Here is a 21,354-nt window from a genome sequence, read left to right on the forward strand (position 1 = left end):
AAGCGTTGATATGCTAGGCTTGATCCATCGAAATGAACCAGTGCCGCCCGCATATCTCTTCAGATATCTGCGATGTCAAAGAGCGTGAGAGACAAAACCAGACCAGTGCGCCCTAACTTCCGGCGCGCCCGCCTGCCCGTCTCTCGAATTCCTGTCCGCCTCGTCTGCGCCAGCCCCGCGTTTCCGCTCGCCGCCGCCCCGTCTGGCGTCCCGCTCAGCGCCTCAGCGCCGCCGGTGAGGGGCCTTTTACGGATACCCCCCGGGGCCTGCAAGCGGATTTTTCCGGGGAAGCCGAAGTTTTTTGGAATTTCCTCGAAATGCGGGCAATTTCAATAGGTTGATTAGCATATTTTCTGCGCACCCCCGCAGATCGGCGGGCTTTCCGCAGGGTCCACTTGAGCGGCCAAAACCCACATCTTGCGGCGCCCACAGGGTTATCCACAAAGCCATCCACCCAGAGCCCGGCAGACACCCGAGTCACGGGCCGAAACGGACGAGTCGCAGCAGACTCGGAGAGCCATCCAACATGAGCAGCAGAGGCGCATGGTCCGGCCTGCGGGGCTGCTGCGCCCCCGGATCGAACCCGGATCGAAAAAGGGCGGCCGCTTGCACGACCGCCCTGACACATTCGGAGCTTTCCGGCCTACCCCCCTGCCCTCTCGGCCTCGGCGTTTTCCGCCTCGATGGCCGCGGAGATGTCCTCGGCGAGGTTGGCCAGGTGCTGGTCGAGCGCCGCGTCGACCGCTTTCGGATCGCGGGCACGCAGGGCCTCCATGATCGCACCGTGGTGCGAGACCACCCGTTCGCGGTTGCGGCGCATGGTGGCCGAGAGGAACCGCGCCCGCCACAGCCGGGCGAGATAGGCGTGGTGGGTCTCGGCCAGGGCCGCATTGTGGGCGGACTCGGCGATCAGCCGGTGAAAGGCCATGTCCATCTCGAAGAGATCGAGCGCATCGACGTGGTCATAGGCCTCGGCGATCTTCTCGTTGAGCTCGGCGAGGCGCGACAGGTCCTCCTCGGTGGCCCGTTCGCAGGCAATCTGCGCCGAGAGCTTTTCCAGCGCCAGCAGCACCACGACCTGGTCGTGCACCTCCTTGACGGTGGGCCGCGCGACGATCGGGCTGCGCGACGGGCGCAGCACAACCAGCCCTTCCTGCGCGAGGATGCGGATCGCCTCGCGCATCGGCGTGCGGCTCACCCCCAGATCGGCGGCATTGTCGCGCTCCTTGATCGCGGTGTCCGGCGGCAGCTTGCCACGCAGGATATCGCGGCGCAGCTGCGCGGCGATCTGCTCGGCCAAGGTGCTCTCGGCAGGGCTTTCGGACATGTCTGGCCTCTCAGTCTCGGCCGCATCGGCGGGCTTGCCCGCCGCGGCGCATCTCTAGTGCTCCGCGGCGCGGAGCGGTCCGGCGTATAGACCGAGGTCCCCCCTGAGGGGAAGGAGACCGCCGATTTCTGATTTGGTATACCAAAAATTGTTGATTGTCGACCCCACCCTGAGGTAGCCTCGATTCCAGATGGTATACCATCCGGCGCTGTGAGGGAGCGCCGCAACCGGGGGAAAACCCCAAACTTCTGGGAGGAAGACATGAAAATTAAGACCCTGCTGAAGGCTGCAACCGCGGCCACGGTCCTTGCTGGCCCGGCGCTGGCTCAGGACGTGACCCTGCGCATCCAGACGCATTACAACCCCGAGCAGACCTCGGGCAAACTCGCGGCGGAGTTCGTCGAGGACGTGGAGACGATGTCCGGCGGCGCCATCGACATCGAGATGTTCTACGCCTCCTCCGTGGTGGCCACCGTCGAGACCTTCGACGCGGCGGCCAATGGCATTCTCGACTGCGACATGACCGGCGGTGCTTACCAGACCGGCAAGAACGCCGGCTTCCAGTTCGTCGGCGACATCATGGGCGGCTACGACACCCCCTACCAGCAGCTGTCGTGGCTCTATTACGGCGGCGGGCTCGAGCAGGCGCAGGAGCTCTACAACGAGTTCGGCATGCAGCTCATCGGCTGGTGGGTCTACGGCCAGGAATCGCTGGTCTCCTCGACCCCGATCGCCGGCCCCGACGACCTGAAGGATTGGAAATTCCGCTCGCCCCCGGGCATGGAGACCGAGATCTTCGCAAACCTCGGCGCCTCGCCGATCGTGATGGACTTCACCGAGGTCTTCACCGCGATGGAAACCGGCATCATCGAGGGCACCGACTACTCGGGCCTCGCCAACGACGAATCCATCGGCCTGTTCGACCTGGCCAAGCACGCCACCTACCCCGGCTTCCACTCGATGCCGTCGGACCACCTGGCGTGCAACAAGATGGTCTGGGACGGCCTGTCGGACCAGAACAAGCGCATCATCGAGACCGCCATGGAAAAGCTGGCGCTGCGCTCGGCTCTCTACTTCGAGAAGGCCAACAACGAGGCGGCCGCCCGCCTGACCGAGGCCGGCGTCACGCTGCATGACTGGTCCGTCGAGGACCGTGCCGCCTTCCGCTCCGCCGCCCAGGCCGCCTGGGATGTCTGGGCCGAGAAGTCGCCGGAAGCCAAGGCCCTCGTCGAGAGCCACAAGGCGTACCTCGGCCAGCTCGGCCTGATCTCGACAGAGTAAGGCACGCGCAGCTGACCTGAAAAGGCCATGCGGCGGGCCCGCCCCCGGGTCCGCCGCTCCTTTCTCAAGAACCCTGTGACTCCTCCGAAAGGGTTAACCCATGTCCCATGAAAGCCTCTGGCTGGGCGCGCTGCGCGGACCGGTCCGGCTGCTTGCCCTGATCAGCTCCGGGCTGGCGCTGGCCGTCTTTGCCTGGCTGATCCTAAGCCAGTTCATCTCCGCCGAGCCGATCGGCATGTACGAAATGCTCCGACCCGAGGGCCGACCGGTTGTGTCGGTGATGCTCTGGTCGCTGCTTGCCGCGCTGGTCTTCGGCTCGGTCTACCTGTCCGACCGCCGCGGCTCGATCGAAATCGAACCCACCGGCCCGCTCGACATCCTGTCGCTGGTGCTCTCGCGCCTGTCGATGATCGGCATCATCGCCGTCGTGCTGGTGATGTTCTACGAGGTCGTCGCCCGCTACGTCTTCGAGAAGCCCACGCTCTGGGCCAACGAGCTGTCGCTGTGGATCGCGTCCTTCGTGTTCCTGCTGGCCGGGCTCTACTCGATGCAGCAGCGCAGCCACATCCGCATCTACATCATCTACGACATGATGCCGCGCTGGATGCAGAAGCTGGCCGACGTCATCTCGGTCTCGCTGATCTGGGCCTTCTTCTTCTGCCTGCTCTGGGGTGGCTACAACGAGGCCATGCAGAAGCTCGGCCGGATGGAAACCTTCGGCACCGCCTGGGATCCGCCCCTGCCGGCGACGCTCAAGATCGGGCTCATCATCATCATCGGCCTCGTGGCCCTGCAGGCGCTGTCCAACCTCATCGCCGACTGGAACAAGGCCCCCGAACACCATTCGCCCGCGGACGAGATCGACGAAGTCGAGATCGAGAACATCCGTCGCACCCTGGAGGACTGACTTACATGGTGGATATCGGCACAATCAGCCTGATCCTGCTGCTGGCGATGTTCGCATTGCTGGCGATCGGGATGCCACTGGGCTTCGCCTCCGCCTTCCTGGCCGTCGCGACCCTGGTGATGAAATTCGGCCCCGACCTGCTGTTCGGGCGCTTTGGCATGGGGCCCTTCGCGGTGCTTGGCCAGGCGGTCTACCGGCAGATGGTGAACTACGTACTCATATCGGTACCATTGTTCATCTTCATGGCCTCGCTATTGGAACGCTCCGGCATCGCGCGGGACATGTACAGCTCGCTCAACGTGTGGCTGTCGCGGACCCGTGGCGGCATCGCCTTCGTGACCTCGATCATGGCCGTCATCATGGCCGCCATGTCGGGCATCATCGGCGGCGAGGTCGTGCTGCTGGGCCTCATCGCCCTGCCGCAGATGCTGCGGCTCGGCTACAACCAGAACCTCGCCATCGGCACGATCTGCGCCTCCGGCTCGCTCGGCACGATGATCCCGCCGTCGATCGTCCTGATCTTCTACGGGCTGGTCACCGAGACCTCGATCAAGGCGCTGTTCACCGCGTCCTTCCTGCCGGGCTTCATGCTGGCGTCCTTCTTCATGATCTACATCTTCATCCGCACCCGGATGAACCCCGACGAGGCCCCCCTGCCCCCGGCAGATCCGGACGCCCCGGCGGGCGGCGAGAAGGCCCTCATGTTCCTCGGCTTCCTGTCGCGCTTCGGCATGTGGATCGTGGCGGCGCTCACCCTGCGCGCGCTGTTCTTCACCGTCACCGGCGCCAACGTGGTGACCGAGGGCGTGGACCCGATTCCGCTCGGCATGGTCTCGGACATCCCCTGGCTGGTCGGCGCGCTGGTGATTTTCGCCATCGTGGTCTTCTTCGTGGTCGGCCGCGAGCGCACCGCCGTCGGTTGGGAGATGGGCAAGGGCCTGATCGCCCCGACCGTGGTGATCGGCGTCGTCCTGGGCTCGATCTACGGCGGCATCACCGGCATCACCGAGGCCGCGGGCATGGGCGTCGTGGCGGTCTTCGTCATCGGCCTCATTCGCCGCGAGATGAGCTTCGAGGTGGTCTGGGACGCGGTCATGCGCACGCTCAAGTCCACCGGCACGATCATCTGGGTGACCATCGGCGCGGCAGCGCTCGCGGCGGCCTACACGTTGGCGGGCGGCCCGACCTACGTGGCCAACATGATCGTCGGCTCGGACCTGCCCACCATGGGGATCATCCTGGTGATGATGTTCATCTTCCTGATCATGGGGATGTTCATGGACTGGGTCGGCATCGTGCTGCTGATCATGCCGGTGTTCCTGCCGATCGTGCTGCGCCTGCCGCCCGAGGAAATCGGCTGGCTCGGTCATGTCGACAGCAACTATGTCGCCATCTGGTTCGGCGTGGTCTTCTGCATGAACATGCAGGTGAGCTTCCTCTCGCCGCCCTTCGGTCCCGCGGCCTTCTACCTGAAGTCCGTCGCCCCGGCGCATATCTCGCTGACCGACATCTTCCGCGGCTTCCTGCCCTTCATCGGGCTGCAGCTCCTCGCCCTCGGGGTGCTACTGGCCTGGCCGCCGATCGTCACGCTGTTCCTGTAACGCGATCCAGAGGGGGCGGCGCGCGCCGCCCCCTCGCTTGACCCTCCCGCGCGGAGGGCAGAGAGTTTCCCCACCGATCCCCGCCCGAGCGCCGCTGGCCCCTGCGCGCCGCGCCTCAGCCGGAGACCTCCCCAGCCGCTCCATGGAGCTTCCGCCAAGATGAAAACCGTCCGCCTCTCCGAACATGACAACGTCGTCACCGCAGTCGTCCCGCTGGAAGTGGGCGACGAGGGCGCGACCACGCTGATCCCGCGCGGCCACAAGATGGCCGTCACCGACATCGCCAAGGGCACGCCGGTGCGCAAATACGCCCAGATCATCGGCTACGCCGCCGAGGACATCCCGGCGGGCGCGCATATTCACACCCACAACCTCGAGTTCCGCAACGTCGAGGCCGACTACGAGTTCGGCACCAACCTGCGCCCGGTGCCCCCCGCCGAGACCCAGGACACGTTCATGGGCTACCGCCGCTCGACCGGCCGCGTCGGCACCCGCAACTACCTCGCGATCCTGACCTCGGTGAACTGCTCGGCCACCGCCGCGCGGATGATCGCCCAGCACTTCACCCCCGAGAAGCTCGCCGACTACCCGAACGTCGACGGCGTCGTTGCCTTCGTGCATGGCACCGGCTGCGCCATGGGCGGTGACGGCACCGGCTTCGAGTTCCTGCAGCGGGTGCTCTGGGGCTATGCGCGCAATCCCAATATCGGCGGCGTGCTGATGGCAGGTCTCGGCTGCGAGGTGATGCAGATCGACTGGCTGATCCAGGCCTACGGGCTCGAGCCCGGCCCGCTCTTCCAAAAGATGAACATCCAGGACGAGGGCGGGCTGCGCAAGACCGTCGAGCACGGCATCGCGCAGGTCGAAAAGATGCTGCCCGAGGTCAACAAGGCCACCCGCACGGAATGCCCCGCCTCGGAGCTGATGGTCGCCCTGCAATGCGGCGGGTCGGATGCCTGGTCCGGGATCACCGCCAACCCCGCCGTCGGCTACGCCTGCGACCTGCTGGTCGCCCAGGGCGGGACCGGCGTGCTAGCCGAGACCCCCGAGATCTACGGCGCCGAGCACCTGCTCACCGCCCGCGCCGCCACGCCCGAGATCGGCAACAAACTCATCGACCTGATCCACTGGTGGGAGGATTACACCGAGCGCAACCGCGGCTCGATGGACAACAACCCCTCGCCCGGCAACAAGAAGGGCGGGCTGACCACCATCCTCGAGAAATCGCTCGGCGCGGCGGCCAAGGGCGGCACCACGCCGCTCAACGGCGTCTACAAGTACGCCGAGCAGGTCACCGCCAAGGGCTTCACCTTCATGGACAGCCCCGGCTACGACCCGGCCTCGGTCACCGGCCAGATCGCCTCGGGCTGCAACCTCGTGTGCTTCACCACCGGGCGCGGCTCCGCCTTCGGCGCCAAGCCTTCGCCGTCGATGAAGGTCGCCTCGAACAACGAGCTCTACCAGCGCCAGACCGAGGACATGGACGTCAACGCCGGGCGCATCCTCACCGAGGGCGCGACGGTCGAGGAGGTCGGCCGCGAGATCTACCAGATGTGGCTGCGCATGGCCTCGGGCGAGCAGAGCAAATCCGAGGCGCTGGGGCTGGGCGACTACGAGTTCGTCCCCTGGCAGGTCGGCGCGGTGATGTGACCCCCGGGCGCGCCATCCGAAGCGAGAAGGCACGCGATGTAGGCCCGGCCCTTCCGGGCTCGCTCGGCCCCCTCTCCGCCGCCATGCATGTGCCGCGCCGCCGGGCGTTCAAACCCGCAGGCCCGGCTGTGCATGCAATTCGGCGGGCACTGCCTTGCGCTGCGGCAGCGCTGCGCTCATGGTGCCGCAAATGATCGACCCCTCTGCAAGCATCTGAAAGGCCCAGATTATGTCCCTCTTTCCGGCGCGGGCGCGCTGAGCCATGGTGATTGCTCCCCGCGAAGACCGCACCGGTTTCGGCCTGATGCTGATGGCGCTGGCCGTCATCGGCTTCACCTGCATCGACACCTCGGCCAAATGGCTGCTGCAGCACGGCCAGCCCGCGCTGCAAGTGGTCTGGTGCCGCTATGCCGGGCATCTGGTGCTGGTGCTGCTGACCTTCCTGCCGCGCGAGGGGCGCGCGCTGTTCCGCACCGAACACCCGTGGAAGCAGACCCTGCGCGCCGCGGGGCTCTTCGGCAGCACCATGCTCAACTTTCTCGCCCTCGCCTACCTGCCGATCACCGTGACCACGACCATCATGTTCGCCGGGCCGATCCTGGTGACGCTGCTGGCGATCCCCTTGCTGGGCGAAAAGGTCGGGCCGCACCGCATCGGCGCGGTCTGCGTCGGCTTCCTCGGCGTGCTGGTGGTGATGCAGCCCTGGGGCGCCGAGTTCCACCCGGCGATGCTGCTGTCGGTTGGCGCGCTGAGCTGCGCGGCGGTCTATTTCATCCTGACCCGCCAGCTCGCGGGCAAGGAAAGCAATGCCACTTCGCAGGTCTGGGGCGGCGCCCTGCCGACGCTGCTGCTCGCGCCCTTCGTGCTGCCGGACTGGCAGGCCCCGGAAAGCGCGGGCACCGGCGTGATGCTTGCGGTCATCGGGATCTTCGGGGCGGTGGCGCACATGATGGCGACGGCGGCACACCGCTACGCCGATGCCTCGGTGCTCGCGCCCATGGTCTACCTGCAGCTGATGAGCGCGGCGGCGGCGGGGCTGCTGATCTTTGGCACCTGGCCGACGGCCTGGACGCTGGTCGGCGCGATGATCATCATCGGCGCAGGGCTCTACATCTGGCACCGCGAACGCAAACGCGGGGTGCCCCACTCGAAGATCCCGCCGCGGCTCTGACCGCGGCCTCCCGCGCGCCTGCGCCACCGGAAGGCGCAGGCACATTTCCTCCTTGCGGCAGTGGGGCTTACCACCGGGATATCTGAGCACATGCAGGCTGCGCGGCGCCCCTGGCGGCGCACGGCTTGCATCGCGCCGCGATTCCCGCCATGTTCTGAACAAGTGTTCATTTCCGGGGTTGGGAGGCCCCGGTGCCATCGGGAAAGGGAGGCCCCATGGAGTTTGCACCGAGCGAGGAGCAGCAGGCGATCTTCGATATGGCGAAGGCCTTCGGGCAGGAGCATATCGCGCCCCATGCCCGCGACTGGGAAGCGGCGGGCACGATCCCGCGCGATCTCTGGCCGAAGCTGGCGGAACTGGGGTTCGGCGGGCTCTACGTGTCCGAGGAGAGCGGCGGTTCGGGGCTGACGCGACTTGATGCCACGCTGGTCTTCGAGGCGCTCAGCATGGCCTGCCCCTCGGTGGCGGCCTTCCTGTCGATCCACAACATGTGCGCCAAGATGATCGACGCCTATGGCTCGGAAGAGCTGAAGGCCCGCGTCCTGCCCGGTGCGCTGACCATGGAGACGGTGCTCTCCTACTGCCTGACCGAGCCGGGTTCGGGCTCGGACGCCGCGGCGCTGCGCACGAAGGCGGAAAAGAGCAATGACGGCTACCGCCTCACCGGCACCAAGGCGTTCATCTCGGGCGGCGGCTATTCCGACGCCTATCTCGTCATGTGCCGCACCGGCGAAGACGGGCCGAAAGGCATCTCGGCGATCCTCGTCGAGACCGGCACCGAGGGTCTCAGCTTCGGCGGGCTCGAGGACAAGATGGGCTGGAAGAGCCAGCCGACGCGGCAGGTGCAGCTCGACGGCTGCGAGGTGCCGCTCGGCAATCTGCTCGGCGAGGAGGGCAAGGGCTTTCGCTATGCCATGGCCGGGCTCGACGGCGGGCGGCTCAACATCTCCGCCTGTTCGCTCGGCGCGGCGCAGACGGCGCTCGACGCCACGCTCGACTACATGGCGGAGCGCCGCGCCTTCGGCACCAGAATCGACCAGTTCCAGGCGCTGCAGTTCCGCCTTGCCGACATGGAAATCGAGCTGCAGGCGGCGCGGGTCTTCCTGCGCCAGGCGGCCTGGAAGCTCGACACCGGCGCGCCCGATGCCTCGACGTTCTGCGCCATGGCCAAGAAGTTCGTCACCGAGGCGGGCTCGAAGGTGGTCGACCAGTGCCTGCAGCTGCACGGTGGATACGGCTACCTCGCGGACTACGGTATCGAGAAGCTGGTGCGGGACCTCCGGGTGCACCAGATCCTCGAGGGGACCAATGAAATCATGCGCATGATCACCGCGCGCAGCCTGATCGGAAGCCGATGACCGAGATCCTGACCCGCAAGTCCGGCCGCGCCGGCCATATCACCCTCACCCGCCCCAAGGCGCTGAACGCGCTGAGCTGGGAGATGTGCCTCGAGGCCGAAAGGGCGCTGGATGCCTGGGCCGCGGATCCGGACGTGGCGCTGGTGATCCTCGACGCCGAGGGCGAGCGCGCCTTCTGCGCCGGGGGCGACATCGCCGAGATGTACCGGCGCGGGCTGGACGGCGACGTGGACTTCGGTCGCCGCTTCTGGGCCGACGAGTACCGGATGAATGCCAAGCTCGCCGCCTACCCCAAGCCCATCGTCGCCTTCATGCATGGCTTCATCATGGGCGGCGGCGTCGGGCTGGGCGGGCATTGCTCGCACCGGGTGGTGGGCGAGAGCGCGCAGGTGGCGATGCCCGAATGCGGCATTGGCTTCGTGCCGGACGTGGGCGGCTCCTACCTGCTGGCGCAGGCGCCGGGAAGGCTCGGCGCGCATCTGGCGCTGACCGCCGCGCGCATGGGCCCCGGCGACGCGATCCACGCGGGCTTTGCCGACCTCTTCGTACCCGAAGCAAGCTGGTCTCTGGTCAAGGAACGGCTGATGGAAACCGGCGAGACCTCGGCGCTCGAGGAAGCCGCGCGCCCTGCGCCCGCGGGCCCGCTGGCGGCGGCGCAGGGCGAGATCGACGCGCTCTATGCCTCCGGTGACCTGGTGGCGATCGAGGCCGCGCTTGCGCAAGCGGAGAGCGATCTCGCGCAGGCCGCGCTGAAGCAGGTGCGGCGCAATTCGCCGCTCTCGATGGCGACGACGCTGGAGATGCTGGCGCGGCTCGGCCCGGCTCCGGACGACATCCGCGCGGCGCTGGCGCAGGAGTACCGCGTCGCGCATCGCATCATGCAGCAGGGCGACTTCCTCGAAGGCGTGCGCGCGCAGCTCATCGACAAGGACCGCAACCCCCAGTGGAGCCTGCCGCTGGACGGCGTGCCCCCGGAGAGGGTCACGGCGCTGCTGGCGCCCCTGGGAGAGGACGAGCTGGCGCTCTGAGCCTTGCGCATCGGGCACCGGCGTTTTTGGGGAGGAGAGAGACATGAAAATCGGCTTCATCGGGCTGGGCAACATGGGCGCGCCCATGGCGGCGAACCTGATCGCGGCGGGCCACGAGGTGACCGGCTTCGACGTGGCGGGCGTCACCGTGGAAGGCGCGGCGCAGGCGGGCACGGCGGCAGAGGCGGCAACGGGCGCCGAGGTGGTGATCACCATGTTGCCCAACGGCGCGATCCTGCGCAGCGTCGCGGAAGAGATCATCCCGGCGATGGCACCGGGCGCGGTGCTGCTCGATTGCTCAACCGTCGACGTAGAGAGCGCCCGCGCGGTGGCCGAGCAGGCGCAGGCGGCCGGGCTCGGCGCGCTCGATGCGCCGGTCTCGGGCGGCATCGGCGGTGCGGCGGCGGGCACTCTGACCTTCATGGTCGGCGGCTCGGAAGCGGCCTTTGCCACCGCCAAACCGCTCTTCGACATCATGGGGCAGAAGGCGGTGCATTGCGGCCCCTCGGGCAACGGCCAGGCGGCCAAGATATGCAACAACATGATCCTGGGCGTGACGATGATCGCCACCTGCGAGGCCTTCGCGCTGGCCGACAAGCTGGGCCTGTCGCGCGAGGCGATGTTCGACGTGGTCTCGACCTCTTCGGGCTACAGCTGGTCGATGAACGCCTATTGCCCGGCGCCCGGGGTCGGACCGCAATCGCCCGCCGACAACGGCTACAAGCCGGGCTTCGCCGCCGAGCTGATGCTCAAGGACCTCGGCCTGTCGCAACAGGCGGCCGCGGCAGCGGACGCCGACACGCCGATGGGCGCACAGGCGCTGGAGCTCTACCGGACCTTCGTCGAGGATGAGGACGGGCGCGGCCGGGATTTCTCGGCCATGCTGCCGCGCTTCGAGACGCGCGGGCGCGGCTGATCCCCTTCCGGAGCGGCAGGGGGCTCGGCCCCCGCCCTTCCGGGCTCACCCGCAACTATTCAAAGAGACGAAGCGCCGGGCCTCTCGGCCCCCTCAGGCGCCGTAGTACTCGCGGTACCACTCGACGAAGCGCCGCACGCCCTCGGTGACCGGCGTGTATTGCGACTCTCCCGCGAGCCGGGCGAGCAGCGTGGTGTCGGCCCAGGTGGCCGGCACGTCACCGGGCTGCATCGGCAGCAGGTTGCGCTTGGCCGGCTGTCCGGCCGCCTCCTCGATCGCCGCGATGAAGGCGCCGAGCTTCACCGGGCTGCCATTGCCGACGTTCACCACGCGCCAGGGCGCGACCGGCGAGAGGCTGTCCTCGGGGCCGGCGGGCGCGCCGCGTTGCGGGGCCACCGGCGCGAGACGGAACAGCGCCGCGACGAGATCGTCCACGTAGGTGAAGTCGCGCATCATGTCGCCGTGGTTGTAGACATCGATCGGCGCGCCCGCGAGGATCGCCTTGGTGAACTTGAACAGCGCCATGTCCGGACGCCCCCAGGGGCCATAGACCGTGAAGAAGCGAAACATGGTGGTCGGCAGGTCGTAGAGATGCGCGTAGCTGTGCGCCATGCTCTCGGTCGCCTTCTTGGTCGCGGCGTAGAAGGACATCTGGTGGTCCGTCTTCATCGTCTCGCGATAGGGCATCTCGGTGTTCGAACCGTAGGCCGAGGAGGTCGAGGCGATCAGCATGTGCTTCGGCGGGTAGGCCCGCGCAGCCTCGAGCAGCTCGAAGGTGCCGGTAATATTGCTGTCGAGATACTCGCGCGGCTTCTCGATCGAGTGCCGCACCCCGGCCTGCGCTGCGAGGTGGTAGACATAGTCGAAGCGGTGCGTCTCGAAGAGCCCCATGAGCAGCCCGCCGGTTTCCACCCGCCCCTCGACGAAGCTGAAACCCTCAGCCTCGAGCAGCGCCAGCCGTGCGCGCTTCAGCGCCGTGTCGTAGTAATCGGTCATCGCATCGAGGCCGACAACCTCGTGGCCCTCGGCGAGCAGGCGCTTGCAAAGATGGAAACCGATGAAGCCGGCGGCGCCGGTCACGAGAGTCTTGGGCATCAGGGGCCGCCTCATTCTGTCGTCGCGCCCCCGATAGGCCAGACCCCGCCGATTGTAAATCGCCGGGGCCGCTCGCGGCGGTCAGCCGCGCTTGAAACGGGGCCGTTGGGGATCAGCCGCGCCCGATATAGGGCATCCCCGGCGCCATGACGGTGACGAACTGCACGTTCGCCTCCAGCGGCAGCGTCGCCATATGCATCACGGTGCTGGCCACGTGCTTGGCGTCCATCACCGGCTCCACGGCGATCGAGCCGTCGGCCTGCGGCACGCCCTGGGTCATCTTCTGCGCCATGTCGGTGAGCGCGTTGCCGATGTCGATCTGGCCGCAGGCGATGTTGAACGCCCGCCCATCCAGCGACAGCGAGCGGGTGAGGCCCGTCACCGCATGTTTCGAGGTCGTGTAGGGCGCCGAACCCCAGCGCGGCACATGCGCCGAGACCGAGCCGTTGTTGATGATCCGGCCACCCTGCGGGTCCTGCCGGCGCATCCGGCCAAAGGCGGCGCGGGCGCAGAGAAACATGCCGGAGATATTGATCGACGACAGCTTCAGCCAGTCCTCGGCCGGGATCTCGTCGATCATCGCGCCCGGCACGTTGACGCCAGCGTTGTTGAACAGCGCGTCGATGCGGCCCCACTCGGCCATCGCCTTGTCGAAACCGGCCTCCACCGCCTCGGGGTCCGCCACGTCGAACGGCAGGACCAGCGCGTTCGGATTCCCGTCCGCGGTCTCTTCCAGCGGCGCCTCGCGGCGACCGACGAGGCCGACCTTCCAGCCCGCGTCCAGGAACGCCTTCGCGGTCAGCCGGCCGATGCCGCTGCCCGCACCGGTGATGATGATGCTCTGCATGAAACTCCTCCCAAGAGTACGGCGCGGGCGTTGGTCTCGCCCGCGCCGGAACAGGTTCGTGTCAGTGGTTGTCGCGCGGCAATGTGCGGGCGACCTTCTGGTAGGCCGTCGCCAGCTCGAGGCAGCCGCCGTCGGAAAGCTGGCCCACGTTCTTGCGGTAGATCTCCTGCCAGGGGGTCTGGTTGACGATCTCCGGCGGGGTCCAGTCGGCCTTGCGCTTCTGCCATTCGGCGTCCTCGACCAGCGCGTTCATCGTGCTGGCATTGAGATCGAGCCGCACCATGTCGCCGGTCTGCAGGAAGGCCAGCCCGCCGCCGACCACCGCCTCGGGCGAGGCGTTGAGGATCGAGGGGCTTTCCGAGGTGCCGGACTGGCGCCCGTCGCCGACGGTCGGCATGTGGTTGATGCCCTGCCGGATCAGCGCATCGGGGGGCTGCATGTTCACCACCTCGGCCGAGCCGGGGTAGCCGACGCAGCCGACGTTGCGGATGAACAGGATGCAATGCTCGTCGATCTTCAGGTCGGGATCGTTGATCCGGTCGTGGTAGTCCTCGGGGCCTTCGAAGACGATGGCGCGGGCCTCGAGGATGCCCTCCTTGCCCGGCTCCGACAGGAAGCGCTTCTGGAAGTCCTCCGAGATCACCGAGGTCTTCATCAGGGCGCTGTCGAAGAGGTTGCCCGAGAGCACCTTGAAGCCGGCATTGCTGCGCATTGGCGCGTCGTAGGTCTTGATCACGTCGGTATCGAGACTTTCGAGCCCGGCGAGATTGGCCCCCATGGTCTGCCCGGTGGCGGTCATCGCCCCCTCGTGGATGCGCCCGGCCTTCTGCAGCTCGGCCATCACCGCGGGCACGCCGCCGGCGCGGAAGAAGCTCTCGCCGAGGTATTCCCCGGCGGGCTGCATGTTGACCAGCAGCGGCACGTCGAAGCCGATGGTCTCCCAGTCCTTCACGTCCAGCTCGACACCGGCGTGACGGGCGACCGCCTGCAGGTGCGGCGGAGCGTTGGTCGAGCCGCCGATGGCGCCGTTGACCACGATGGCGTTCTCGAAGGCCTCGCGGGTCAGGATGTCCGAGGGTTTCAAATCCTCGTAGACCATGTCCACGATGCGCTTGCCGGTCTGATAGGCCATCGCCATGCGCTCGCGGAACGGCGCGGGGATCGCCGAGTTGCCGGTGAGCGACATGCCGAGCGCCTCGGCCATGGCGTTCATCGTCGAGGCGGTGCCCATGGTGTTGCAGTGCCCCAGCGAGGGCGCCGAGGAGCAGACCCGCGACATGAACTCGTCGTAGTCGATCTTGCCTTCCGACAGCAGCCGGCGCGATTCCCAGACGATGGTGCCCGAGCCGGCGCGCTTGCCCTTCCACCAGCCATCCAGCATCGGCCCGCCGTTGAGCGCGATGGCCGGAATGTCGACCGTCGCCGCGCCCATCAGCATGGCCGGGGTGGTCTTGTCGCAGCCGGTGGTCAGCACCACGCCGTCGAGCGGGTAACCGTGCAGCACCTCGACGAGGCCGAGGTAGCTGAGGTTCCGGTCGAGCGCCGCGGTGGGCCGCTTGCCGGTCTCCTGAATCGGGTGCACCGGGAATTCCATGGGAATCCCGCCCGCCTCGCGGATGCCCGCCTTGATCCGGTCCATCAGGAAGACGTGGATCTTGTTGCACGGCGCGATGTCCGAACCGCTGTTGGCGATGCCGATGATCGGCTTCTCCGCCTGCAGCTCGTCGCGGGTGTATTCCTGGTTCTGATAGCGCTCGACATAGAGCGCGGTCATGCCGGGATTGTTGGGGTTGTCGAACCACTCCTGCGAGCGGAATCGCTTGTTGGCACGTGTGTCGGACACAGGTCGCTTCCTCTCCTTTGCGCGCCTCCCCGCGCGCCTTTCCCAGACGCGTCGCGAGACGCGCTCGTTCTTGCAGCAGCTTCCCAATTTGGTATACCAAATGCAAGAGCAATCATGGGAGGAGCGATTGCCAATGCGTGCCAGGCCGTGGCGCATCGGAGTATTTCCGTTGTTTTACAATACACTGACCAGAGCTCTCACGAGATCCGCAAGGTCGCCCGCATGACCCGCGCCGCCTTCTGGCAGGGCTACCGCGACTGCACGCCCTTCGTCGCCGTGGTCATTCCCTTCTCGCTGCTCTTCGGAGTCGTCGCCCGCGATGCCGGGCTCGACATCCTGCAGGTCATGACCATGTCGGTCCTCGTCATTGCCGGGGCCTCGCAGTTCACCGCGCTGGCGCTGCTGCAGGAGCACGCGCCGGTTTACATCGCGCTCACCGCCGCGCTGGCGGTGAACCTGCGCATGGCGCTCTACTCGGCGGCACTGGTGCCGCATGTGGGTCATGCGCGGCTCGGGGTACGCGCGCTGATGGCCTATCTCATGGTCGACCAGGCCTATGCCGTGGCGGTGAAGACCTACGAGGAAAAGCCCGGCATGAGCCGCGAGGAGAAGGTCGCCTACTACTTCGGCGTGATGGCCCTCATCTGCCCCTTCTGGTACGGCTGCACGCTGCTCGGCGCGCTGATCGGCACGGCGATCCCGGCCTCGCTGCAGCTCGATTTCGCCGCCCCGGTCTGCTTCATCGCGATCACCGCGCCGCTGTTGCGCACGCTGCCGCACATGCTGGCCGCCGCGGTCTCCGTGGTCTGCGCGATTCTCTTCGCGGGCTTTCCCGCCGGGCTCGGGCTGATCGCGGCGGCGCTGGTGGCAATGCTGGTCGGCGCGCAGACCGAGCTGGCGCTGCGCCGCCGCGCCGCGCGCCGCGCCTCGGGAGGACGGGCATGATCGACGACGCGACCTTCTGGACGCTGACCCTCCTGCTGGGCATCGGCACCTTCCTGATCCGCTTTTCTTTCCTCGGCTTCTTCGGACGCCGGAAGCTGCCGGACTGGTTCGTGCTGCACCTCAAATACGTCGGCGTCGGGGTTCTGCCCGCCATGGTGACACCGCTGGTGCTCTGGCCGCAGGCGACCGGCGGCGAGACCGAGCCTGCGCGGATCATCGCCGCGCTGGTCACCTTCCTCGTGGCGCTGCGCCTGTCGGTCACCGGCGCGCTGGTGGCGGGGATGGGCACGCTCTACCTGACGCAGGCGCTGTTCTGAGCCGAGGCCGAGCGAAAACCGGGGCGGAAAAGAGAGAGGGCCGGCCCCCTCCTCCGAGACCGACCCTCTGCGAAGCGCCACCGGCTGCGAGGGCGGCGGGCTTCGCGGTTTGCCGGGCGGAGACGAAACGCGCCCCGGCAATATGATGTTGTGCCAAATTCTGATCTGCGATGACCCAGATGGCGGCGCGCGCCGGGGATCTCTGCCCATTTCCCGAGCGACCCTGCGGGCACGCTCACGAAACTGCGATTCTCCGATACGGCTTCGCGACTTCATGGTACCGATACCACCGGGTATGAGAGCGCGTCAACAGGGGCAGGCAGGCGGATCATGGCAGACGGCAGGAAATGGGTGACGATGGGCGACGTGGCCGCCCGCGCCGGGGTCGGCAAGATCACCGTGAGCCGCGCCCTGCGCACCCCCTCCAAGGTCAGCCCAGCGACGCTGCGCAAGGTGCAGGCGGCGGTCGACGAGCTCGGCTACGTGCTCGACGAGACCGCGGGGGCGCTCAGCTCGCAGCGCTCGCGGGTGGTGGGCGCGCTGGTCTCGACGCTGGAAGAGCCGGTCTTTGCCGCCACCATCCGCGGTCTCACCGAGGGGCTGGGCGCGGGTGGCCTGCAGCTGATGCTGGCCACCACGCAATATGACCCCGAGACCGAGGCCAGCCTGATCTCGACCATGCTCGGACGCCGCCCCGAGGCGCTGGTGCTGACCTCGGACCGCCACACGCCCGCCGCCCACGCGCTGCTAGAGCGTGCGGGCATCCCGGTGCTGGAGCTTTGGGGCCTGCCCAATCCGCCGGTGCATGCGGCGGTGGGATTCTTCAACCGCGAGGCGGGCGCGGCGATCACCCGCCACATGATCGAGACCGGGCGGCGGCGCGTCGCCTTCCTCGGGCTCAACCGCGAACATGACACCCGCGCGCAGCTGCGGCGGCAGGGCTATGTGGATCTCTGCGGGCAGCTGGCGGAGGAGCGCATCGTCGCCGTCACGCCCCGGCCCGGCGTCGCGGGGCCCGACCTTGGCGCGCAGGGGCTCGGCGTGATCCTGCAGCGCTGGCCCGACACCGAGGCCGTGGTCTGCGTCAGCGACATGCTGGCCAGCGGCGCGCTCTGCGAGGCCTGGCGGCGCGGGCTGGACGTGCCGGGACAGCTGGCGATCTCGGGCTTCGGGGATTTTGACATGGCGAGCCCCGCCGCGCTGGCGCTGACCACGGTGCATATCGACGGCCTGGCGATCGGACGCCGCGCCGCCGAACTGATCCTCGCGGGCGAGTTGCCCAAGGGCCTACGCGAGAACCTGGGCTTCACCGTGGTGCGCCGCGCAACGAGCTAAGCACGCGGAACGCAAGCCGGGCGGGCGCCTGCCCGAGGGGTGGCGCTGCGACCTTCGAGGTCCGCGCTTTATCGCAGCCAAGTCCGGGCGACCTTGTTCCACTGCACCTCGACTTCAAAGCGCCAGCCCGCCGGGACGGCGTCGTCCATCGGGCTCGAACCGATGGCGCCGCAATGGACGACTGCTCGCCCGGCGCCGCCGGCTTGATTCCGGGCGGATTGGCGCAAGTGCGATTGAAGCGCTCTACCCTTCCCCCTTCTTCACCTCCTCGGCCAGATCGATCCCGCCCATTTCGGCGATGCGGTCCGACAGGCTCGGCACGTAGTCCGCACCGTGCCCCGTCGCCTCGGCGGTGGAGAAATAGTGCCGGGTCGCGCTGGCGATCAGCGCCGGGGCATTGACCTTGGCCGCCATGGCGTTGGCGTAGCGCACGTCCTTGCCGCCGTTGAAGATGCTGAACTTATGCGCCTCCATGTCCCGGTCCACCGCGTAGCGCATGAAGGTGTCGAAGAACCCGTTGCCGAGGCGGCTCGAGCCGATCACCTGACGAACCGTCTGCGGCGAGATGCCGGACTTGGCCGCCAGCACAGTCGCCTCGGCGTAGAGCGCGGCGTAGCTCATCGAGATGAGGTTCATCACCAGTTTCATCTTGTGGCCCGCGCCCACCCCGCCGACGCGGTTGATGTTGCCCGCCCAGCATTCGATCACCGGCAGCACCTTGGCAAAGCTCTTGTCGTCAGCGCCGACCATGGCATCGAGCTGGCCCTCCTCGGCCTCCTTCGGGGTGCGGCCCAGCGGCGCGTCGACCATCGCCCCGCCCTTCTCCGCCAGTTCGGCGGCCAGCGCCTCGGTCGAGGCGGGATCGGCGGTGGAGCAATCCACCACGATCAGTCCCGGCCGCGCGCCCGCGAGGATGCCGTCCTCGCCGCGCATGACGCCCTCGACCTGCGGTGAGTTCGACAGGCACAGGTGAATGATGTCGCAGGTCTCGGCCATCGCCTTCGGCGAGGCCGCCTCCTGCGCCCCCTGCCCCACCAGATCCTCGACCGGCGCGCGGTCGCGGTTGCCCTTCACCCAGAGCGGGTAGCCGCCCTTGAGGATGTTCTTCGCCATGCCGTGGCCCATCAGCCCGACGCCGATGAAGCCCACTACGGGTTTGTCGCTCATGAAAATCTCCTCCCAAAGATGTCTTACAACGAGGCGGTGATGCCGCCGTCGACGAACAGCGTATGGCCGTTCACGAAGCTCGAGGCCGGGGCGCAGAGGAAGACGCAGGCGCCCACCAATTCCTCCACATCGCCCCAGCGGCCCGCCGGGGTGCGCTTTTCCAGCCAGGCGCTGAACTCCGGATCGGCGACCAGCGCGGCGTTCAGCGGCGTCTTGAAATAGCCCGGCGCGATGGCGTTGCAGTTGAGCCCGTGCTTGGCCCAATCGGTCGCCATGCCCTTCGTGAGGTTGGTGATCGCCCCCTTGCTGGCGGTGTAGGGCGCGATGCCGGGCCGCGCCAAGGCGCTCTGCACCGAGGCGATATTGACGATCTTGCCGGCGCCGCGCCCGATCATGTGACGCGCGCAGGCCTGGCCGACGTAGAAGGCCGAATAGACATTGGTGCGCATCAGCCGATCGAAGGCCTCGGGGTCGAACTCCTCGAGCGGGCCGCGGTGCTGCATGCCGGCGTTGTTGATCAGGATGTCGATGGGGCCCTGTTCGGCCTCGTAGCCGTCGATGGCTGCGCGGGCGCCCGCGTGGTCGGTGACGTCGAAACCGAGCGCCTCGGCCGCCAGCCCCTCGGCCGTCAGCGCCGCGACCGCCTCTTCCAGCCGCTGCGGATTGCGGCCGTTCAGCAGCACCTTGGCACCCGCCTGCGCGAGACCGCGCGCCAGCGCGTAGCCGATACCCATGGTCGAGCCGGTCACCAGCGCGGTGCGGCCCGTCAGATCAAACAGGGACATATTCGCTCCTCTTCCCGTGGTCCCGCCGCATGCCGCCGGGCCTGCGGGGATCCGCATCCCCCATTGACAAAACGGGGCGGGACCGTATTCAGGAAAATGGTATACCAAATGACCCCGGATGCAAGGACGGAGCCACGGGGACGGGAGAGGAAGAGGCGAGGTGAGGAGACCCGGCGCAGCCCTGTTGGACCGAGAGCGCGGCCCATGCTGAGCTTTGCCGCTGCCGTGTTCCTGCTGTTCATCACCCCCGGACCGGGAGTGCTGTCGATCGCCGGGGTCGGCTCGGCCTACGGCTGGCGGGACGGGCTGCGCTACGGCCTCGGGCTCTGGATCGGCACCAACCTGGTGATGACGCTGGTGCTGACCGGCTTTGCCGCCATCGTGCTGTCGGTGCCCGCCGTTCGGGTGGTGCTGATGGGTCTGTCGGTGTGCTACCTGCTCTACCTGGCGGCGCGCATCGCCCTGGCGGGCAGCCGCATCGCCTTCATCGAGGCCAAGACCGCGCCGGGCGTGCGCGCAGGCGTGCTGCTTCAGGTCATCAACCCCAAGGCCTATGCGGTGAACACCGCCATGTTCACCGGGTTTTCCTTTGCGCCAGAGAGCCTTGGCTTCGAGACCGCCGCCAAGATCGTCATCATGAACGCGATCTGGATCCCGGTGCACCTGGCCTGGCTCAAGGCCGGCGTCACCCTGCACCGGCTCAACCTCAGCTACCGCACGCAGCGGCTGATCAATTACGGCATGGCACTGGCCATGCTGGGCGTCGTTGCGCTGGCCCTCGTGTCGGCCTTCGGCGGAACCTGACACTCAGACATCGACTATTCGGGAGGACCTTTAGAATGACCAAATATACCGGATGCTGGCCCGTGGTGCCGACGCCGTTCCACGACGACGGCTCGCTTGATCTCGAGGGCATGAAGCGCGTTCTGGATTGCACCATCGACATGGGCGTCGACGGCATCTGCATCCTCGCCAATTTCTCCGAGCAGTTCCTGCTGTCGGACGACGAGCGCGCGATCCTCACCAAGCTCTGCGTCGAGCATGTGGCGGGCCGCGTGCCGGTGATTGTGACGATCTCGCATTACGCCACCCCCATCGCGGTGGAGCGCGCGCAATACGCCAAGGACCTCGGCGCCGACATCGTGATGATGATGCCGCCCTACCACGGCGCGCTGATGAAGGGCACTGCCGAGCAGACCTTCGAGCAGTTCCGTCAGGTGGGTGAAGTGGGCATTCCGATCATGCTGCAGGACGCGCCACTCTCGGGTGTCGATCTGCCGGTGCCGCTGCTGGTCAAGATGGCCAACGAGATCGAGATGCTGAAGCTCTTCAAGATCGAATGCCCGCAGGCCGCCGCCAAGCTGCGCAGCCTGATCGCCGAGGGCGGCGCCGCCATCGAGGCGCCCTTCGACGGCGAGGAGGCGATCACCCTGCTCGCGGATCTCGACGCCGGGGCGACCGGCTGCATGACCTCAGCGATGATCCCCGACAAGATCCGACCGATCGTCGTGGATTTCCTCGCCGGCAACCGGCAGGCGGCGATCGACGGCTATACCCGCGTGCTGCCCGCGGTCAACCATGAGAACCGCCAGTGCGGCTTCCGCTCGGCCAAGCACGCCATGCAGGTCGGCGGCGTGATCAAGTCGGCCTTCTGTCGGCACCCGATTGCCCCCTTGCATCCGGACACCGCTTCGATGTTGATCGAGCTGATCAAGCCGCTCGATCCGCTCGTGCTGAACTGGGGCAAGTAAGGCTGCCTCCCCGGCTCCGTCACGCCACAC

The 21,354-nt window shown here is 67.5% G+C and carries 20 protein-coding genes; 13 read left to right on the forward strand and 7 right to left on the reverse strand.

Annotated features, from left to right (window positions below):
* Nucleotides 1-643: 643 nt before the first annotated feature.
* Nucleotides 644-1,327 (reverse strand): GntR family transcriptional regulator, encoded by a 684-nt coding sequence (locus LC039_RS11660; RefSeq protein ID WP_226624353.1) that lies wholly within the window; start codon nt 1,325-1,327, stop codon nt 644-646.
* Between the two features lie 261 nt (nt 1,328-1,588).
* Between LC039_RS11660 and LC039_RS11665 the strand changes: the two genes are divergently transcribed.
* The 4 genes from LC039_RS11665 (at nt 1,589) to LC039_RS11680 (ending at nt 6,766) form a co-directional block, all read left to right on the forward strand.
* Entirely contained in the window at nt 1,589-2,608 is a 1,020-nt protein-coding gene (locus LC039_RS11665; protein ID WP_226624354.1) for a TRAP transporter substrate-binding protein, read from the forward strand.
* 100 nt (nt 2,609-2,708) lie between these two features.
* Nucleotides 2,709-3,515, forward strand: coding sequence for a TRAP transporter small permease subunit (locus tag LC039_RS11670; protein ID WP_226624355.1), 807 nt, complete (start codon nt 2,709-2,711; stop codon nt 3,513-3,515).
* Nucleotides 3,516-3,520: 5 nt separating this feature from the next.
* Nucleotides 3,521-5,116, forward strand: a complete 1,596-nt coding sequence (locus tag LC039_RS11675) for a TRAP transporter large permease (protein WP_226624356.1) — start codon at nt 3,521-3,523, stop codon at nt 5,114-5,116.
* Nucleotides 5,117-5,275: 159 nt separating this feature from the next.
* Nucleotides 5,276-6,766, forward strand: coding sequence for a UxaA family hydrolase (locus LC039_RS11680; protein ID WP_226624357.1), 1,491 nt, complete (start codon nt 5,276-5,278; stop codon nt 6,764-6,766).
* A 108-nt stretch (nt 6,767-6,874) separates the two neighbouring features.
* On the opposite strand, the gene LC039_RS11685 is transcribed toward LC039_RS11680, so the two are convergent.
* On the reverse strand, nt 6,875-7,030 hold the full coding sequence (locus tag LC039_RS11685) for a hypothetical protein (RefSeq protein WP_226624358.1): 156 nt from the start codon (nt 7,028-7,030) through the stop codon (nt 6,875-6,877).
* Here LC039_RS11685 and LC039_RS11690 point away from each other — a divergent pair.
* The 4 genes from LC039_RS11690 to mmsB all read left to right on the forward strand — a co-directional run bounded on the left by LC039_RS11690 (nt 7,029) and on the right by mmsB (nt 11,239).
* Nucleotides 7,029-7,937, forward strand: a complete 909-nt coding sequence (locus LC039_RS11690; RefSeq protein WP_226624359.1) for a DMT family transporter — start codon at nt 7,029-7,031, stop codon at nt 7,935-7,937. The two genes, LC039_RS11685 and LC039_RS11690, sit on opposite strands and share 2 nt — an antisense overlap.
* A 215-nt stretch (nt 7,938-8,152) precedes the next feature.
* Nucleotides 8,153-9,295 carry an acyl-CoA dehydrogenase family protein gene (locus tag LC039_RS11695; RefSeq protein WP_226624361.1) on the forward strand — a complete coding sequence of 381 codons (1,143 nt, stop codon included), beginning with the start codon at nt 8,153-8,155 and terminating at the stop codon, nt 9,293-9,295.
* On the forward strand, nt 9,292-10,323 hold the full coding sequence (locus LC039_RS11700) for an enoyl-CoA hydratase/isomerase family protein (RefSeq protein ID WP_226624363.1): 1,032 nt from the start codon (nt 9,292-9,294) through the stop codon (nt 10,321-10,323). The genes LC039_RS11695 and LC039_RS11700 overlap by 4 nt, the downstream gene beginning before the upstream one ends.
* Before the next feature lie 43 nt (nt 10,324-10,366).
* Nucleotides 10,367-11,239: a 3-hydroxyisobutyrate dehydrogenase gene (gene mmsB / locus LC039_RS11705; RefSeq protein ID WP_226624365.1), complete on the forward strand. Its 873-nt coding sequence runs from the start codon at nt 10,367-10,369 to the stop codon at nt 11,237-11,239.
* A 93-nt stretch (nt 11,240-11,332) separates the two neighbouring features.
* On the opposite strand, the gene LC039_RS11710 is transcribed toward mmsB, so the two are convergent.
* From LC039_RS11710 to LC039_RS11720, 3 genes are all read right to left on the reverse strand, one after another.
* Entirely contained in the window at nt 11,333-12,334 is a 1,002-nt protein-coding gene (locus LC039_RS11710) for an SDR family NAD(P)-dependent oxidoreductase (RefSeq protein WP_226624367.1), read from the reverse strand.
* Between the two features lie 112 nt (nt 12,335-12,446).
* On the reverse strand, nt 12,447-13,181 hold the full coding sequence (locus tag LC039_RS11715; RefSeq protein WP_226624369.1) for an SDR family oxidoreductase: 735 nt from the start codon (nt 13,179-13,181) through the stop codon (nt 12,447-12,449).
* Nucleotides 13,182-13,242: 61 nt separating this feature from the next.
* On the reverse strand, nt 13,243-15,024 hold the full coding sequence (locus LC039_RS11720) for an IlvD/Edd family dehydratase (protein WP_226624371.1): 1,782 nt from the start codon (nt 15,022-15,024) through the stop codon (nt 13,243-13,245).
* Nucleotides 15,025-15,246: 222 nt separating this feature from the next.
* Here LC039_RS11720 and LC039_RS11725 point away from each other — a divergent pair, with 222 nt between their 5' ends.
* From LC039_RS11725 to LC039_RS11735, 3 genes are all read left to right on the forward strand, one after another.
* On the forward strand, nt 15,247-15,969 hold the full coding sequence (locus LC039_RS11725; RefSeq protein ID WP_226624911.1) for an AzlC family ABC transporter permease: 723 nt from the start codon (nt 15,247-15,249) through the stop codon (nt 15,967-15,969).
* Entirely contained in the window at nt 15,966-16,286 is a 321-nt protein-coding gene (locus LC039_RS11730; RefSeq protein WP_226624373.1) for an AzlD domain-containing protein, read from the forward strand. The genes LC039_RS11725 and LC039_RS11730 overlap by 4 nt, the downstream gene beginning before the upstream one ends.
* Nucleotides 16,287-16,616: 330 nt before the next feature.
* Nucleotides 16,617-17,621: a LacI family DNA-binding transcriptional regulator gene (locus LC039_RS11735; protein WP_226624374.1), complete on the forward strand. Its 1,005-nt coding sequence runs from the start codon at nt 16,617-16,619 to the stop codon at nt 17,619-17,621.
* Between the two features lie 243 nt (nt 17,622-17,864).
* Here the strand turns inward: LC039_RS11735 and LC039_RS11740 are convergent, their stop codons facing one another.
* Both LC039_RS11740 and LC039_RS11745 read right to left on the reverse strand, forming a co-directional pair.
* Nucleotides 17,865-18,788, reverse strand: coding sequence for an NAD(P)-dependent oxidoreductase (locus LC039_RS11740; protein WP_226624376.1), 924 nt, complete (start codon nt 18,786-18,788; stop codon nt 17,865-17,867).
* Nucleotides 18,789-18,811: 23 nt separating this feature from the next.
* A complete protein-coding gene (locus LC039_RS11745; protein ID WP_226624378.1) occupies nt 18,812-19,573 on the reverse strand; it encodes an SDR family oxidoreductase in 762 nt (253 codons plus the stop codon).
* 204 nt (nt 19,574-19,777) lie between these two features.
* On the opposite strand from LC039_RS11745, the gene LC039_RS11750 reads away from it, so the two are divergent.
* Both LC039_RS11750 and LC039_RS11755 read left to right on the forward strand, forming a co-directional pair.
* Nucleotides 19,778-20,377, forward strand: a complete 600-nt coding sequence (locus LC039_RS11750) for a LysE family translocator (RefSeq protein WP_226624381.1) — start codon at nt 19,778-19,780, stop codon at nt 20,375-20,377.
* 35 nt (nt 20,378-20,412) lie between these two features.
* Entirely contained in the window at nt 20,413-21,324 is a 912-nt protein-coding gene (locus LC039_RS11755; RefSeq protein WP_226624382.1) for a dihydrodipicolinate synthase family protein, read from the forward strand.
* Nucleotides 21,325-21,354 lie beyond the last annotated feature (30 nt).

Origin of the sequence: Alloyangia pacifica, from assembly GCF_020524285.1 — a bacterium.
GTDB lineage: Bacteria > Pseudomonadota > Alphaproteobacteria > Rhodobacterales > Rhodobacteraceae > Salipiger > Salipiger pacificus_B.

Excerpts from the sequence above, each read along its gene's own strand:
- LC039_RS11660 (WP_226624353.1), bottom strand. The coding sequence starts at position 1,327 with ATGTCCGAAAGCCCTGCCGAGAGCACCTTGGCCGAGCAGATCGCCGCG.
- LC039_RS11665 (WP_226624354.1), top strand. The coding sequence starts at position 1,589 with ATGAAAATTAAGACCCTGCTGAAGGCTGCAACCGCGGCCACGGTCCTT.
- LC039_RS11670 (WP_226624355.1), top strand. The coding sequence starts at position 2,709 with ATGTCCCATGAAAGCCTCTGGCTGGGCGCGCTGCGCGGACCGGTCCGG.
- LC039_RS11675 (WP_226624356.1), top strand. The coding sequence starts at position 3,521 with ATGGTGGATATCGGCACAATCAGCCTGATCCTGCTGCTGGCGATGTTC.
- LC039_RS11680 (WP_226624357.1), top strand. The coding sequence starts at position 5,276 with ATGAAAACCGTCCGCCTCTCCGAACATGACAACGTCGTCACCGCAGTC.
- LC039_RS11690 (WP_226624359.1), top strand. The coding sequence starts at position 7,029 with ATGGTGATTGCTCCCCGCGAAGACCGCACCGGTTTCGGCCTGATGCTG.
- LC039_RS11685 (WP_226624358.1), bottom strand. The coding sequence starts at position 7,030 with ATGGCTCAGCGCGCCCGCGCCGGAAAGAGGGACATAATCTGGGCCTTT.
- LC039_RS11695 (WP_226624361.1), top strand. The coding sequence starts at position 8,153 with ATGGAGTTTGCACCGAGCGAGGAGCAGCAGGCGATCTTCGATATGGCG.
- LC039_RS11700 (WP_226624363.1), top strand. The coding sequence starts at position 9,292 with ATGACCGAGATCCTGACCCGCAAGTCCGGCCGCGCCGGCCATATCACC.
- mmsB (WP_226624365.1), top strand. The coding sequence starts at position 10,367 with ATGAAAATCGGCTTCATCGGGCTGGGCAACATGGGCGCGCCCATGGCG.
- LC039_RS11710 (WP_226624367.1), bottom strand. The coding sequence starts at position 12,334 with ATGCCCAAGACTCTCGTGACCGGCGCCGCCGGCTTCATCGGTTTCCAT.
- LC039_RS11715 (WP_226624369.1), bottom strand. The coding sequence starts at position 13,181 with ATGCAGAGCATCATCATCACCGGTGCGGGCAGCGGCATCGGCCGGCTG.
- LC039_RS11725 (WP_226624911.1), top strand. The coding sequence starts at position 15,247 with ATGACCCGCGCCGCCTTCTGGCAGGGCTACCGCGACTGCACGCCCTTC.
- LC039_RS11730 (WP_226624373.1), top strand. The coding sequence starts at position 15,966 with ATGATCGACGACGCGACCTTCTGGACGCTGACCCTCCTGCTGGGCATC.
- LC039_RS11735 (WP_226624374.1), top strand. The coding sequence starts at position 16,617 with ATGGCAGACGGCAGGAAATGGGTGACGATGGGCGACGTGGCCGCCCGC.
- LC039_RS11740 (WP_226624376.1), bottom strand. The coding sequence starts at position 18,788 with ATGAGCGACAAACCCGTAGTGGGCTTCATCGGCGTCGGGCTGATGGGC.
- LC039_RS11745 (WP_226624378.1), bottom strand. The coding sequence starts at position 19,573 with ATGTCCCTGTTTGATCTGACGGGCCGCACCGCGCTGGTGACCGGCTCG.
- LC039_RS11750 (WP_226624381.1), top strand. The coding sequence starts at position 19,778 with ATGCTGAGCTTTGCCGCTGCCGTGTTCCTGCTGTTCATCACCCCCGGA.
- LC039_RS11755 (WP_226624382.1), top strand. The coding sequence starts at position 20,413 with ATGACCAAATATACCGGATGCTGGCCCGTGGTGCCGACGCCGTTCCAC.